At 45.6% G+C, this 15,141-nt stretch carries 18 protein-coding genes; 16 read left to right on the forward strand and 2 right to left on the reverse strand.

Annotated features, from left to right (window positions below; translation table 11 throughout):
* Positions 1-135: 135 nt before the first annotated feature.
* The 5 genes from MKY28_RS05335 to MKY28_RS05355 all read left to right on the forward strand — a co-directional run bounded on the left by MKY28_RS05335 (position 136) and on the right by MKY28_RS05355 (position 4,000).
* A complete protein-coding gene (locus tag MKY28_RS05335; RefSeq protein ID WP_340935247.1) occupies positions 136-1,356 on the forward strand; it encodes a MalY/PatB family protein in 1,221 nt (406 codons plus the stop codon).
* 241 nt (positions 1,357-1,597) lie between these two features.
* Entirely contained in the window at positions 1,598-2,266 is a 669-nt protein-coding gene (gene ung / locus MKY28_RS05340) for a uracil-DNA glycosylase (RefSeq protein ID WP_036614765.1), read from the forward strand.
* 19 nt (positions 2,267-2,285) lie between these two features.
* A complete protein-coding gene (locus tag MKY28_RS05345; RefSeq protein ID WP_017687369.1) occupies positions 2,286-2,705 on the forward strand; it encodes a hypothetical protein in 420 nt (139 codons plus the stop codon).
* Positions 2,706-3,166: 461 nt separating this feature from the next.
* Positions 3,167-3,751 carry an LOG family protein gene (locus tag MKY28_RS05350; protein WP_017687370.1) on the forward strand — a complete coding sequence of 195 codons (585 nt, stop codon included), beginning with the start codon at positions 3,167-3,169 and terminating at the stop codon, positions 3,749-3,751.
* Positions 3,752-3,871: 120 nt separating this feature from the next.
* Positions 3,872-4,000 (forward strand): hypothetical protein, encoded by a 129-nt coding sequence (locus tag MKY28_RS05355; protein WP_255319930.1) that lies wholly within the window; start codon positions 3,872-3,874, stop codon positions 3,998-4,000.
* 217 nt (positions 4,001-4,217) lie between these two features.
* On the opposite strand, the gene MKY28_RS05360 is transcribed toward MKY28_RS05355, so the two are convergent.
* Complete coding sequence (locus tag MKY28_RS05360) at positions 4,218-4,484, reverse strand: hypothetical protein (RefSeq protein WP_036674861.1); 267 nt, start codon at positions 4,482-4,484, stop codon at positions 4,218-4,220.
* 231 nt (positions 4,485-4,715) lie between these two features.
* Between MKY28_RS05360 and MKY28_RS05365 the strand changes: the two genes are divergently transcribed.
* From MKY28_RS05365 to MKY28_RS05405, 9 genes are all read left to right on the forward strand, one after another.
* Positions 4,716-5,453 carry a glycerophosphodiester phosphodiesterase gene (locus MKY28_RS05365; RefSeq protein WP_253501874.1) on the forward strand — a complete coding sequence of 246 codons (738 nt, stop codon included), beginning with the start codon at positions 4,716-4,718 and terminating at the stop codon, positions 5,451-5,453.
* 272 nt (positions 5,454-5,725) lie between these two features.
* A complete protein-coding gene (locus tag MKY28_RS05370) occupies positions 5,726-6,781 on the forward strand; it encodes a FecCD family ABC transporter permease (protein WP_036614761.1) in 1,056 nt (351 codons plus the stop codon).
* Between the two features lie 2 nt (positions 6,782-6,783).
* On the forward strand, positions 6,784-7,815 hold the full coding sequence (locus MKY28_RS05375; RefSeq protein ID WP_036674863.1) for a FecCD family ABC transporter permease: 1,032 nt from the start codon (positions 6,784-6,786) through the stop codon (positions 7,813-7,815).
* A gap of 44 nt (positions 7,816-7,859) precedes the next feature.
* Positions 7,860-9,575: an ABC transporter ATP-binding protein gene (locus tag MKY28_RS05380; protein WP_076250814.1), complete on the forward strand. Its 1,716-nt coding sequence runs from the start codon at positions 7,860-7,862 to the stop codon at positions 9,573-9,575.
* A 231-nt stretch (positions 9,576-9,806) separates the two neighbouring features.
* Positions 9,807-10,136: a hypothetical protein gene (locus MKY28_RS05385; RefSeq protein WP_076318888.1), complete on the forward strand. Its 330-nt coding sequence runs from the start codon at positions 9,807-9,809 to the stop codon at positions 10,134-10,136.
* A 125-nt stretch (positions 10,137-10,261) separates the two neighbouring features.
* The gene (locus MKY28_RS05390; RefSeq protein WP_340935252.1) at positions 10,262-10,843 is read left to right on the forward strand and encodes a DUF3221 domain-containing protein; all 582 of its coding nucleotides are present in this window, start codon (positions 10,262-10,264) and stop codon (positions 10,841-10,843) included.
* A 179-nt stretch (positions 10,844-11,022) separates the two neighbouring features.
* Complete coding sequence (locus MKY28_RS05395; RefSeq protein WP_340935254.1) at positions 11,023-12,108, forward strand: DUF3626 domain-containing protein; 1,086 nt, start codon at positions 11,023-11,025, stop codon at positions 12,106-12,108.
* A 187-nt stretch (positions 12,109-12,295) separates the two neighbouring features.
* A complete protein-coding gene (locus MKY28_RS05400) occupies positions 12,296-12,475 on the forward strand; it encodes a ribbon-helix-helix domain-containing protein (protein WP_017687382.1) in 180 nt (59 codons plus the stop codon).
* Between the two features lie 140 nt (positions 12,476-12,615).
* Positions 12,616-12,909, forward strand: coding sequence for a DUF6809 family protein (locus MKY28_RS05405; protein WP_340935255.1), 294 nt, complete (start codon positions 12,616-12,618; stop codon positions 12,907-12,909).
* Between the two features lie 222 nt (positions 12,910-13,131).
* On the opposite strand, the gene MKY28_RS05410 is transcribed toward MKY28_RS05405, so the two are convergent.
* Entirely contained in the window at positions 13,132-14,034 is a 903-nt protein-coding gene (locus MKY28_RS05410) for a manganese catalase family protein (RefSeq protein WP_036614750.1), read from the reverse strand.
* A gap of 315 nt (positions 14,035-14,349) precedes the next feature.
* On the opposite strand from MKY28_RS05410, the gene MKY28_RS05415 reads away from it, so the two are divergent.
* Entirely contained in the window at positions 14,350-14,604 is a 255-nt protein-coding gene (locus MKY28_RS05415) for a hypothetical protein (protein WP_340935256.1), read from the forward strand.
* 56 nt (positions 14,605-14,660) lie between these two features.
* On the forward strand, positions 14,661-14,981 hold the full coding sequence (locus MKY28_RS05420) for a DUF3889 domain-containing protein (protein ID WP_036614744.1): 321 nt from the start codon (positions 14,661-14,663) through the stop codon (positions 14,979-14,981).
* The last annotated feature ends 160 nt before the right edge of the window (positions 14,982-15,141 follow it).

Here is a 15,141-nt window from a genome sequence, read left to right on the forward strand (position 1 = left end):
GAAACAATAAACTTCATTTGTTTCGTCAGAATAGATTGTATTGCATTTGATGCAATTCCTGCGTCATGAAATAATAGGTGTAATACGACATGAAACGACAATTGAAAAAGTAAAGCAGATAGAGGAGCAGAAGCTATGAAATATAACTTTGATGAGATTATTGATCGCACAGGAACAAATGCCATGAATACGGATGGTTTCCGTCAATATATTTTTAACGCCAGTGAAGACATGACTTTTCCATTTAAAGATGAAGAATTTATTCGCATGTGGATTGCAGATATGGAATTTGCCACACCTCCCGAGATTCTGGATGCAGTTAAGGAGCGTCTAGACCGTAGAATTATGGGTTACTCCCAGGTGTTCGATCCGGCATACTATGAAGCTGTTTCGAATTGGATGAAGAGATACTATGACTGGTCCTTCCCAAAGGAACATTTGGAGACCTCGAACGGGATCATTCCCGCTTTGTATGAACTGGTGGAATATATCTGTCAGTCGGATGAGAAAGTACTGATTGTTACCCCATCTTATGGTTTCTTCAAGTCAGCTGCGGAGCATAACAATCTTGAACTGGTATGTTCGGATATGATCAACGAGAAGGGGCGTTACTCGATTGATTTTGAGGATTTTGAAGCCAAGGCGAAGGATGAGAAGGTAAGGGTATGTATTTTCTGCAACCCGCATAATCCATCTGGACGTGTCTGGACAACGGAAGAGTTACAACGTGTGGGTGAGATCTGCCTGCGGAACAACGTATGGGTCATTTCGGATGAAATTCACTGTGATCTGCTGCGAACTGGCAAAAGACATACGCCACTTGCAAAGCTGTTCCCGAATACGGATCGAATCATTACATGTATGTCCCCAAGCAAAACATTTAACATGGCTGGTCTGATGTTCTCTAATGTCATCATTCCGAACAAAGCACTTCGAGACATCTGGCAGGCACGCCATTATGGTTTCAAAAACCCACTGAGCATTGCTGCCACTCAAGCGGCATACGAAACGGGGGATGAATGGCTGAAACAATTAAAAGGGTATCTAGACGCCAATTTCGCCTGCGTAGAACAGTATGTGAAGCAGCATCTGCCACGGGCTGTTTTTCACATCCCGGAAGCCACGTATCTGGCCTGGATTGATATCTCGACATATGCTCCACAAAATGTAAGTTTACCTCTATTCTTCGCTGAGCAAGCGGGTGTATTGCTTGAAGATGGTCATATGTTTGTAGCCAATGGTGAGGGTTGCATTCGGTTGAACCTGGCTTGTCCCCGTTCTGTCCTTCAGGAAGGGTTACGAAGAATCAGCAGTGTGCTTGTGAAAGAAGTCGAAGAGGTGCCCGTTCAAGTATAAAGTCATCAAGTCACCACGCAATAGCGAGGTGACTTTTTTGGATGAGTATACGGAATGTAGCGAGAATACGATTTATTTTGAGGTGAACGTATACCCTGATGTGCAATTCTGGTCTGCTGTCCCCGGTTATGTTAAAATGGTGGATAGTCTATGAGTTGCATGACATGCGGCTCTCAGAAGGAAGAGCCCAGTAGTTGGGCTGAACGAAACTGTATTCATCAGGGGAAAGGAGCCTATACATATGTTTGGAAACGATTGGGACAAGGTGCTTCAGGAAGAGACGGAAGCCGAATATTTTAACAAGATTCGTTACACTCTCGCCGCCGAGTACAAAACGCAGACGGTCTTTCCGCCCAAAGAAGACCTGTTCTCTGCACTGAAGCTGACGCCATATCATCAGGTTAAGGCCGTTATTATTGGTCAGGACCCTTATCACGGAGCGGGACAAGCTCATGGATTAAGTTTTTCGGTTAGACCGGGGGTACGTGTACCGCCTTCTCTGAAAAATATATATAAGGAACTTCAGGCCGATCTGGACTTGCCCATTCCGAATCATGGATCTCTGGTTCATTGGGCGCAGCAGGGAGTCCTGCTATTAAATGCTGTTCTGACGGTCCGTGAAGGTCAGCCTAACTCTCATCAGGCATTGGGCTGGCAGACGTTTACGGATGCTGTCATTCGTGCGTTGAATGAACGTTCAGAGCCGATGGTATATATGCTGTGGGGGAGCCATGCCCAGAAGAAAGGTGCATTTATTAACAGGGACAAGCACATGGTACTGGAGTCTACACATCCCAGTCCGCTGGCTGCGCATCGTGGATTCCTCGGCAGTCGTCCCTTTTCCAAAGCCAATGATTTCTTGACCTCCAAAGGTATTGAACCGATCGATTGGAAGATACCTGAAAACTAGACAGATGGAGGTGAGAACATTGCGACATTGGATAGGACGAAAAGTAGCGGTATATCGTGCAACAGGCATACGGGAGCCATTGAAGGGAACGCTGGTTGAGTGGGATGAAGAAGCGGAATGTGTGCGGATCGGACCGAAACGGATTAAGGTATCGTTTGACAATATCGCAATGATCAGACCTCTTCCCGAAGAGAGTCTTCCCTTAAAGAAAGCACGTTCTGAAGTGCACAAGGTTGGATATGTGATGAAAAAGGCAATTCAGTTCGAAAATGCGATCTATTTCAAGTCGCAGGTGATGATCTGGCGCCGGGCCAAAATTGTAGCGTTATCCACGACGATTCTGCGTCATGACGAGGATCAGGTTGAACTTGCAGATGGTCGGGTTCTTCGTAAAGACAAGCATATGTTTGTCGTACGTTCACGCCGTGGGATACGTTAGTTATACGAAGATTTAATATTCATTTCATGCAAAGATCATACGGATTTAATGTTTGGTCTGTATATTAGGTAGTAACAACCCCTTCTAAATTGATGTGTATTGAAATGGGAGCCCGGCCGGCTGCAAACGGTCGGGTATTTTTTTTGTACATGGGTTCTGTTAACCTGTTGTACATACCCATTACATTCATGTTGTATACTATTAAAATAGAAAATTGAACTAAACATTTACACGAGAACGTAGAGGGCAGAAATAACCTGAAGAAGCGGAGCGTTCGCCTAAAAGCTTTCTGAAAGAAAGCTACATCGGAAGCATGCGCTATCAACAGATTTTCACCTTTGTAAAATTGAATTAAAAAATCTGGGGATAACAGCGATCGGAAGGTTGTTCTGTCATCGAAGTGGCAAGTGTAAATATTCTTTAGTTCAATCTAAAAAGATTATGAGAAGGAGTGAAACCCAATGAAACGTATAGCTGTTTTTGCAGGCTCCAATCCGGGAAATCACCCCGATTATACAGAGAAGGCTGTTCAACTGGGCAAACAGATTGCTGATAGTGGTTATGCACTGGTCTATGGTGGTTCTTGCATGGGCTTGATGGGTGCAGTAGCCGATGCTGCTCTTGAGCAAGGGGGAGAGGTAATCGGGGTTATGCCTACTGGATTGTTCCGGGGCGAGGTTGTTCATGGAGGGCTCACACAACTGATTGAAGTGGGAACCATGCATGAACGGAAGGCTACGATGGCTGAATTATCCGATGGATTCATTGCACTTCCCGGAGGTATGGGTACATTTGAAGAACTATTCGAGGTACTATGCTGGGCACAGATCGGTATTCATCGTAAGCCTGTTGGCTTATTAAATGTCAACGGATATTATGGACCGTTAATGAAGATGGTAGAACATAGCGTACAGGAAGGATTCTCCAACACTTCGCATCTCAGTCTATGGAGTCTGGAAGCTGATCCGGCTGAGCTGATCAAACAAATGTCATCCTATATTCCTGCAGAGCTGACTCAGAAGTGGTCACAACTCAACGGGAAATGAGTGCATAAGAAGACGGGCCTGAACCTACTCGTTCCTCGGGAGAATTTTTGATCTGCCCAAGCAAGTTGCGCTATCGGACATAGTCTATAGTGTACTTCGATGAAGAGGGGAGTGTCACTGATGAGCGAACTCAAAGGTACAGGTTACGGATATTGCGGAGGCTTCGGTGGTGGAGCATGGACATCAACAGGTGCAATTCTGGTATTGTTCATTCTGTTGGTTATTATCTCTCGCACATTCATTCTGTAATTCGGTCAAATCCCGGGACGGGGATCATGCTGCAGAGGCAGCGCCCGAATAAAAAATGACCTTTCCAAAGAGACGCCGGTATATGCCGGCGTTTCAGGGGAACGGTTTTTTGACGTTTCCAGCATACGTTGAGTAATTGAAAAAGCAAAAACCTGCCCCTGAATAAGGTCAGAAGCAGGAGAGAGCCTCCTGAGCCATTAGCTGCACAACAAGCAGCTTACACCACAACAGCAGTTTGATCCGGATTACTTAACGATTTCCAGGCGATATATAGCCCGATGGCGGCTGCAATTAAGGAGAGTATTGCTGCAACAATAGCCAGCTGATCCAGTGTGTTGGGTGAACTGGAGTTAAGAGAACGCTGATTAGCCGTCTTACCGGATTTGTTTTTGATATGGACAGATGTTCTGGAAAGCCTGGAAGCCGACTGTAACTGGGATGTGTGAGGACGCGTAGGTATCGATTTTTTCTTTGAGGGATTCAATAGTCAACCTCCTTATAACGGAGTTCAGTGCTTCCATCGTTCATACTATGTTATGTCGATTTTCAGATTGAGTTCGCAAAAATGAGTGAATCCCCAGCCCGTTAGATGTTGAACCCGTTCGCTAGTATCAGCGAAGCAGGTAACCCATTATACGCTCTGTTAATACAGGTCTAACAAACGGTGTTTATAGTAAGGATCATAGAGTGAAGCTTGAACACAGGAGGCGCTGGAATGAGGAACTTGGAGATTATTGCCCACCGCGGTGCATCTGCCGTATGCCCGGAGAATACGATGAGCGCTTTTGAACGGAGTCTGGAGCTTGGAGCGACAGGCATTGAAACCGACGTGCAGATGACGAGTGATGGCAGACTGGTACTGATTCATGATGAGACGTTAAGCCGAACTGGCGGCGCAGAAGGCTGGGTTAAAGATACGACTTACGATCAATTGCGCACACGGGATGCCGGGTCTTGGTTCCATGCTGATTTTACCGGGGAACGTATTCCTTCTCTGGAGGAGTTATTCAAGCTGGTACAGGGGAAAGGAACACTGCTTAATCTGGAATTGAAAAATGGTATTGTGAGTTATAAAGGGATGGAAGAGAAGGTTATACAGGCGATCCGGGACTGGAATCTGGAGCAACAGGTTGTGCTGTCGAGCTTCAATCATACTTCGCTCGTGAGATGTAAACGTCTTGCCCCGGAGATTCGTACAGCACTTCTATATATGGAAAAGTTATATCGTCCCTATGATTATGCCGCCAAACTCGAAGCTTCAGGCCTTCATCCCTACAAGCTGGCAGTCACACAAGAAGATGTTGCTGCTGCACTGGCACATGGCGTTGTTACCTATCCATTTACGGTGAATGATCCTGCCGAGATGCAGGCCATGATTGATATGGGTGTGCAAGGGATCATTACCGATGTTCCAGATGTCTTGGCATCCTTACTTACGGTACATGCCCGTTAATCGAGTCTGTATTTTACATGTTCTACATATGCAATGATAAGGCTGTGTTCGAGCTTTTTGGCTCTTGCGCAGCCTTTTTGCGGGTAAAATTGTGTGCAAATCTTCATATATGCAATAAACATGTCCTATTTGTCCATTGCCAGAGCCGGTGGATTCACTTACAATGGTCTATGGGAATGAGAATCAATATCATTAAAGTTCGGTATTTATAGAGAGGTGATTGTTATGTACATAGGTTTGAGCAGCTCTACTCATAACGAGGGTGGGCGCGTATGAGTTCACAAGCTTCACCAGAAAAACATAATCCGGATTCACCCACAGCGAAGATACACACTCGTCCGTGGGCGGCCACACTTATTCTTACAGGGGGAGTTTTGCTACTCGCTCTGGGTATGGCGTTGTCCATTTCTTTTGGCGCTGCTGATATTAAGCTTAGTGTAGTCTGGAAGGCCATCTTTGATTTCAATCCTGAGCTGACTCCACATCAGATCATATGGGAGATTCGGTTACCACGTATCCTTGGAGGAGCAATGGTAGGTGCATGTTTCGCTGTAGCTGGTGCGATCATGCAGGGCATGACTCGTAACCCGCTGGCCGATTCAGGTCTGCTTGGGTTAAATGCGGGAGCTGGATTTGCGCTTGCAGTTTGTTTTGCCTTCTTCCCTGGCTTGCCATTTATGTATATCATCATGTATTCCTTCCTTGGTGCGGGGCTTGGTGTCCTGTTGGTGTATGGTTTTGGTGCAGCTTCTAAATCGGGTCTTACACCACTACGCCTTGTGCTTGCAGGTGCGGCTGTATCTGCGATGTTGTCGGCACTCAGTGAAGGGATTGCATTATATTTCAGAATTGGACAAGATTTGGCTTTCTGGACAGCTGGTGGTGTAGCCGGAACGAAGTGGTCTCAACTTGAGGTCATGTTCCCCTGGGTACTCGCGGCACTGATCGCAGGTCTTCTCATCTCCCGTTCCATTACGCTGCTTAGTCTCGGAGAAGATATTGCGGTGGGCTTGGGGCAACGTACTGGGCTGATCAAGCTCATAGGCCTGATTGTTGTACTGATTCTCGCGGGTACAGCTGTGTCCGTGGTGGGTGCGGTCGGTTTTGTTGGACTCATTATTCCCCATCTCACGCGGAAGCTGGTTGGGGTAGATTATCGCTGGATTATTCCATGTTCCGCTGTGATGGGCAGTCTGCTGCTTGTATTTGCGGATCTGGCTGCACGTATGATTAACCCGCCGTACGAGACGCCAATTGGCGCATTGGTTGCCCTCATCGGGGTACCATTCTTCCTGTATCTGGCGCGTAAAGAAAGGAGGACTCTGTAACGATGGAATCCTCAACAATAGTTGGAGCAGAGCGCAAGAAGAGAACCAAGAGTACGATTGTCCTCATTGTGCTTGCCCTATTAATTATTACGGCTTTTGTGGTGAGCATGAACACAGGTTTTACCAAGCTTTCGCCGCTTGAGGTGTTGCGAACCCTGTTTGGTGGAGGCACGGCGAAACAGGAATTGATCCTGTTTGAATTCCGTCTGCCACGGATTGTGATTTCGGTGCTGGTCGGGGCCGGACTTGCGTTATCTGGTTGTATTTTGCAGGGAGTATCTCGGAATGCGTTGGCAGATCCGGGGATCCTCGGGATTAATGCAGGTGCTGGTCTGGTCGTCATGTTATTTGTTTCCTTTTTCCCGACAACGACAGCAGCGCCGGTATTTCTTTTGCCAATTCTGGCCCTGATCGGTTCCGGTTTTGCTGCATTTCTGATCTACGTTCTCTCTTACAAAAAAGGAGAGGGCATTATGCCTACTCGTATGTTACTTACGGGGATCGGGGTAGCGGCGGGAATCAGTTCTGCCATGATCGTGCTTACGTTACGGCTTAGTCCGGAAAAGTATCAATTTGTAGCTACCTGGATGGCAGGCAGCATCTGGGGTTCGAACTGGAAATTTGTAACGGCATTACTGCCGTTTCTGATTATTCTTGTCCCGCTTGTTCTGTATAAGGCACGTGTATTGAACGTGTTGAATCTGGGGGACCAGACGGCAAGCGGACTCGGGACTCCGGTTGAGCGTGAGCGACTGATTTTGCTTGCGGCTGCTGTAGGACTTGCCGGCTCATGTGTATCTGTGAGTGGGGGGATCGGTTTTGTAGGTCTGATCGGACCGCATTTGGCACGTCGTCTGGTGGGTCCAAAACATCAATTCCTGTTACCCGCATCGGCACTGATCGGTTCATTGCTTGTGCTGGTTGCAGATACGCTGGGTCGTGTCATCCTGCAGCCTTCGGAGATTCCTGCGGGGATCCTGGTTGCCATTATTGGTGCGCCATACTTCCTGTACCTCTTAAGCAAGACGAAATAGAACGTAATCACCATTGTGTGGTTGCATAAGGAGGACTTCAGTCCATGCTTCGCCGTTTCTTTGCCTATTATAGGCCTTATAAAAAGCTCTTTATTCTTGACTTCAGTTGTGCGATTTTAGTCGCCCTGCTAGAGCTGGCATTTCCACTGGCGGTCAACCGGGTAGTCGATGATCTGCTACCAGGCGGTCGCTGGGACTGGATTCTATGGGCATGTCTGGCATTGCTCGGCATCTACTTATTGAATTCATTTCTCAACTTCGTGGTTACCTATTGGGGACACAAGCTCGGTATTAACATTGAGACGGATATGCGTAAAAGTCTGTTCAATCATGTGCAGAAGTTATCGTTCCGTTTCTTCGATAATACAAAAACAGGACACCTCGTGTCCCGCATGACTAACGACCTGATGGATATCGGTGAGATTGCCCATCATGGTCCAGAGGATGTATTTATCGCGGTGATGACGCTGATTGGTGCATTTAGCATCATGATGAGCATTAACGGGAATCTGGCGGTGTTAACCTTTATCATCGTTCCACTGATTATTTATCTGTCGCTCTACTTTGGTAGCAAAATGTCCAAGGCATTCAGCCGAATGTTCGGTGATATCGCGGACTTCAACGCTCGTGTAGAGAACAATATCACAGGTATCCGTGTTGTTCAGGCTTTTGCTAATGAAGAGCATGAAAAAGCACAATTCGCTGTGAACAACGGTCGTTTCCGTCAGACCAAACTAATCGCATACAAAATCATGGCCTGGAACTCCTCTGTCAGTTATATGCTGATGAAGCTGGTATCTCTCTTTGTCCTGGTATGCGGAACATGGTTTGTGATTCAAGGCAGTATGACCTACGGTCAGTTCATTGCATTTATTATGTTATCCAATGTGTTCTTGACACCGATCCAGAAGATCAACTCGGTTATTGAGACGTATCCAAAAGGGATTGCAGGCTTCAAACGTTATACGGAGTTGCTTGATATGGAACCGGATGTGGAAGATCGTCCAGGAGCCGTTACGGTATCCCATTTGCGTGGAGATATCCGTTATGAGCAAGTCACCTTTGGTTATTCAGATCAGGAGCCTGTGCTCAAAGGTATTGATCTAAACGTACGTGCAGGTGAAACCGTAGCGCTTGTCGGTCCATCGGGTGCAGGAAAAACAACGTTGTGCAGTCTGCTGCCACGATTCTATGATGTGCTGGAAGGTCGCATCACGATCGATGGGCAGGAGATACAGGATATGACACTGGACTCCTTGCGTAGTCATATCGGAATTGTACAACAGGACGTGTTCCTCTTCGATGGAAGCATTCGGGAGAATATTGCCTACGGCAAGCTGGATGCATCCGAAGAAGAAATCTGGATGGCTGCCAGACGTGCACAGATGGAACCTTTGATTCAGTCCATGCCGGAAGGGCTGGATACGTTAATTGGTGAACGCGGCGTGAAGCTGTCCGGTGGACAGAAACAGCGTCTGTCTATTGCCCGTATGTTCCTGAAAAACCCGCCAATTCTGATCCTGGATGAAGCCACATCCGCGCTGGATACAGAAACGGAAGCGGCGATTCAGCAATCCCTTGCTGAGCTGTCTGAAGGCCGGACCACACTGGTTATTGCTCACCGATTGGCTACGATCAAAAATGCAGACCGCATTATTGTCGTTGCTGAACAAGGCATTACGGAGCAGGGACGCCATGAAGAATTACTCGCAGCAGGTGGGGTGTACAGCCGCCTTCACTATGCGCAGTTTGGCGCGTAACCTATTCGATGTGGATGTAACAATGTAAATACGAGAAGTAACGCCATCGTTCTTGACTTGGAAGGAGTCAGGACGTTGGCGTTTTTTTCTTTTTCATGATCAAGTGTGAGTCAGGGGTGCAACATTGTTGTCTGCCTGTGATCATGGATATGGAAACGGGTAATATAGTAAAGAGAACACTTAACGTGTAAGATATGTTCATCATCTTGTAAGATATAGGAGGTACATGATATGCAGTTGAACGATATGCTGAAAATTCTTATAACCTGTCTATTATTTATTCTGATTTGGTGGCTACTGACTCAAGGAATTCGCAAAATTTCCAGAAGTCGTGCGGGGTCCGGTTTCCAACGCTGGGGTGGATGGTCCATTGGACTTTTCGTTGTTGGCGCCGTGCCACTCGGTTTTTCGCTATACACAGAGATCTTTGATAAGCGCCTGGATGCCAACATCGGGTTGGGGCTTGCCATGTTTTTTGTATGGGCTTATTGTGTGATCTTGTTGTGTGCGGCGTTGGTGGTATGGGGAAGGTACGTGTACAAAAGGGATATGAAGAAGTGAATATTTGGGTTGATCGTGTTGAGCCCGTCAGGAAGTTAAGGGTGAGCTGACAGCTGTATTTGTAACAATAAACTGATATGGAACGTTAAATTTAGAAAGAGGTGTTATTAAAGGGGGATTTACATATGTCCTATCTTCGTCAAGTCTTTATGTTGCTCTCAACCCTAATCGTATGCCTTACCGGATGTTCTGGATCAAACGAATGCAACTCTGTGCAGACTCAAGCGAATGCACCAAGTGAAGATGGTTTCACTGGTTATGTGGTTGAACGCAAAGACAATTCCATTCTTGTGGTTGATCCTGCATATGAAGATTTCAGTGCGAACGGAGGAGGAAGTCGGTATTATCCGGCAAAATGGTTCTCCAATTCACCTGATCCACAGATCGGCTCCTATGTTGAAGTCTGGACGGATGGAGGCCCGGAAAATCAACCCTATCCCGGGCAGGCCAGAGCAGAAAAGATAGCGGTATCTTGTCCAGTGGCACCGGATGGTGCGCATATGACGGATGCCGATGCGATTCGTAGCGGACTTCTTTCATCTGATGCAGAGAACATCCGTGTTCCAGTCATTGAGGACAAGCGGTTTGATGCAGATTCAGGGGCATGGACCCTTCTTATTCGAGATGCGATGACAGCGAATGAAGGGCAAGCCGTGCATGTGACCGTGAAGGAAGAGGAGCAAGTGGGGAAGCAGGGCGGAGAATGAGGGGTTCATAGCTTTATGATGGTGGAGAAGCGTGCGTTGCACAAGATATGATTCAAATTGAAAGAAAAGATGTGGATTAGATTCATTGCAAGCTATCATGATTTTTGAACCGCCTGTAAGTTCTCTTACTGTCCATCATGTATTATGATTTTATAAAAAGGGAAAGGACTCCTCTGCCCATGGAATTATCAAGGTCTCAGCAATTAGCTCAAGAGCATGTAACCAATTATGCAAGAAGCCGCAAAAATGAGGCGGAGCATACCATTAGGGAAATCCTTCGTATGTCCAACATCGAGCTGAAGACATTTGAAAAAGCTATCACTAAACTAAAATCTCATGCAAGTATTGCGCTACACTTTCACCCAGATCGATTAGATCCGAATATGAAAAGCGTGGCTGAAGCACTATTTGAGCAGGGATTTTATAAAAGTCAATTTGAGACTTTTTTATCGAATGGAAGTGTATCCGCATTTTCAGGTGGTGAACGTGACGTTTGGGAAAATAAAATGTTTGGCGAATCGTACCAAATAAATGGCTCAACCAATAGCGAACGACCCAAGTATGGGGCACTCAATGTCATGTTACATCCTGATGGACCTGCTCCGCGTTTTGGATCATGTTATTTTATTTTATCCGCTGAGGTCTCTCATCGTTGCACGTATACATATTTGGATTCTCACCAAGACCCCGAGGAAAAGGGAACGTATGAGGAGTTTGACCTTATTTTGGCTGCTCTCATGAGGGACGCATTCAATAGTGGTTTTGCCATTGGTGAAAGAAATCTAACGGTTCAAAAGTTAATCAACCATATGCTCTTCAATCTTGAGAAACCATTCCAAGATCCATCAAACCAAGAGCCAAACGGAAATCTGGACCATTATATCGAAGCTCAGGTCCATGGTGACATTTCACTTAAAGAAGACGTCAATATGCTTGTTGCCGACCCATCATTTAAAGGCACACATACAGGACGAATCTTAGAGCAGATTTGTTTAAAGTATTCCATTGATCTGCACTGGCACATGGGCTTTACACTATTAGTTGATGACGTTCCTATGGATTTTCGAGGTCCTTCGATGCCTTCATTAGCCAAAAGAATTGCAAAAAGTGATTTGATTGATGCAGATATCATTGGTTCTGCAGCTATGGACTTGAAACGAAACCCAAGCCATTGGAGCGATAGAGGAACCTACACAGAAGTTCTACAAGAGTTAAAATTACTCTGGCATGTCTTGGTGAGATATGGAAAGCCAATGGAAGAGTGAAATAGTACTCTAACAACCTTGAGCGCCTAACCGTTCAAGGTTGTTTTTTTATCATTCAAACGGATTACTGACTATACATTTATCTATGAATCTGCTGTCACAAAAACGAACGTATGTTTTACAAATACATTGACTTTTTGTCCAGACAATATTATATTATTGTCAGGACAAAAAAAGAGGTGAAGCAATGTCCGCCAAAAAGATGGGGCGGCCTAAATCTGACAAACCCAAAAGCAGAACGATTGAGATACGTGTCGACGAGGAAATTATGAACAAGCTCGATATTTCGGCTGAGAAGCTGAATACGAATCGATCAGACATTGTTCGCAAAGGGATTGAGAAGATTTACGACGAACTCCAAAAATAAAAAAGGAAGCAGCGCTAGTCCCGCGAAGAACACGCTGCTTCCTATCCCGCAATCACTTGAATGAGCGACTGCATAAATATCCTACCATGTGTAGAACGTTCATTCAAGTGAGGTGCGAATTGATATACAGGAGGATGCACATGAATTCGATATTAGAAGCATTATATAATGGACGACTTCGACCGGATGAGATGATGATGCCGACACATCCTGAATACCAAGCGTTAGGACGGCAGATTGCAGCTCTGACAGAGCAGTGGAAGAATCGATTGAGCGAGGAAGAATTCCGTGAGCTTGAAAAGTTATTTGACTTGTGTGGCAGATGTGAGGGCATGCATACGGAAGCAGCGTTTGCACAAGGTTTTCGTCTGGGTGCCAACATGCTAATTGAAGTCATGAGTCAGCGTGAGGAATCGGTGTTGGAGTTTAACTAAGTTTAACGATGTGAACAGAGATCAGGTTTACTTTTACAGCTAAATTCTCAAGAAATGACGTGCATACAACATACTTATTTTGCATCATAAAATTTTATCAAAAATTGAGTATAACAAAGCCCTCCAATCCTCTCTGCATTCAACAGCAGGGTTCGAGGGCTTTACTTAAACATACAGTTAACAATATATATAGGGAAAGAACCTGTTAAACAAAATTGTTCCTTAATCCGCAATATTCCCCGCCATTTTTAGGCGACGCGCAATTTCCTTGAAGTCTTCTTGCGATATACCTGGTGCGAACTCCTCCTCGACCGCAGGAGCTTCTGGAATCGGGAATCCTTCAGGTATCCCTTGAATGACTTCCAGAGGTTGTCCATCTTCGGGGTGAGTTCCTTTCCAGATCTGGCCGATCGTGTTGAAATCTTTATCACTATAGGTATACAGCTTGGTGTGTACGCCTTTTTCTTCATATTTACGAGCCTCGTTGAAGGCTTTGTTGTTCAGTGAAGGGATAGGAACCAGCTTGGTCACATTTACGCCAGTTGCAATCTCAAGTGCTTTTGCATATGCGACAACATGCACGCCGCCACGTACCAGCAGGAAACCAACCACTTCCCGGGCTGCCGGGTGATCCGTCATTTCATATACTTTCATTTTATGGGTACGAGCGCCACATTCTAGGAAGAAGTTATGCAGCAGATCCTCGACCAGATTGCCACTGTTGAAGACGTTTGCTCCCGTCCATGGATTACCCATAGAGTCAAAAGGCATTGCGCCTTGTGCACCTGCCAGGTAGTGATACGACAGACGAGCATCTTTTACGGAACCTAGTGGTGTATCGTCGGGTTCTTTGTACTCGGTTGAACCTCTGAGGCACTTGTTAATACCATGAGACACGAGCTCAACATGACCCAATTCTTCGGCCGTAATACTCATGACGAGGTCATAGAAGGGCTTCAGCTTTTCTTTGGATCGAAAATTAAATGATTGATAGAGGTAGTTGTTCAACGTTGACATTTCTCCGAATTTGCCGCCGAGTAATTCTTGTATGGCTGCCGCAGCATTCGGATCTGGCTTCTCGACATTGGGAATCTCAATCAGGATTTCATCCAAGCGTTTGAACATTCGGGTGTAACCTCCTCATATTGGTATTGCAGATCGTGTAGGGTTTCAGATCGTGGAGTCACTCTGTCATGGCCTATTACACGTTTATTGGGTTTTTTAAACAAAAAATCAACCGAATGGGACTTAAGCATCGCATAACGCATGCCTCAACTCTTCTCCCATTTGTTATTTCCAATACGGTCAAATTTATGTATAATCAAACATTCAAACGAGTCTTCACGTATAAGAGAAGAGAGTCATGAATCCATAAAGGAGTAAGAGATGAACAAGCTTTGGATACAAATAGTTGGGATTGTGATGTTTCTAATGATGCTTATGTACATAAGCAGCGAGCCTGCCACAGCATATGTCGTTACGAATGAGGTTCAGGTGGATGAAGAAATACGGCAGTTAATTGAAAAGAAATACGGGTTGGATCGTCCTGAGGAGCCGAAGACACAACAACACTTTTTCTCGGGTGACTGGGGAATGAGTTTCCGGACGGAGCCTCCTGATTCGTTTGACCGACTTGTTCATGTGGTTCCTTTTTCCCTACGGCCACTGGCCTGGATCTTTCGTTTATTCGTGTAAAATGAAACCCGGACGGGCAATATAACAGAAACATATTGTCCCAAGGAGTGAGTGAAATGAGAATGCTCATCGTTACCGTCATGTCGGTAGTTCTGAGTTTAGCCGGAATTACATCAGGCACAGGCGCCGCCATCCCTGATTATGCGAAGTGGGGAATTATTGCGGTCAAAGAAACACAGACCAAGTATAATGTGGATATTTTGGACTATAAGCATATCGGTCGCACCTCTCTAACAGCAGATCAATCACGGGAACAGTTCAAGCTATGGGTTCGTGCGAAAGACGGCAAGCAATTCGCAGTCTATGTAAATGTTGATTTTAATCCATCTACACAGCAATTAAAGAAAGTACAATTTTCCGAATCGGATCGACACTGATCCGCTGGACTTGGTCATTACAAGCCATGTTTTCATATTAGCTATACTATGGGTTGAACCAGACTGCCTTAATCATTAAGGTGAAAGTCTGGTTTTTTTTATTTTACAAAATCCTTTTTTTACTATTGAATAAAGAACTTATGTTCGCATATAATATGAA

Source organism: Paenibacillus sp. FSL R5-0473, from assembly GCF_038004565.1.
Classification (GTDB): domain Bacteria; phylum Bacillota; class Bacilli; order Paenibacillales; family Paenibacillaceae; genus Paenibacillus; species Paenibacillus amylolyticus.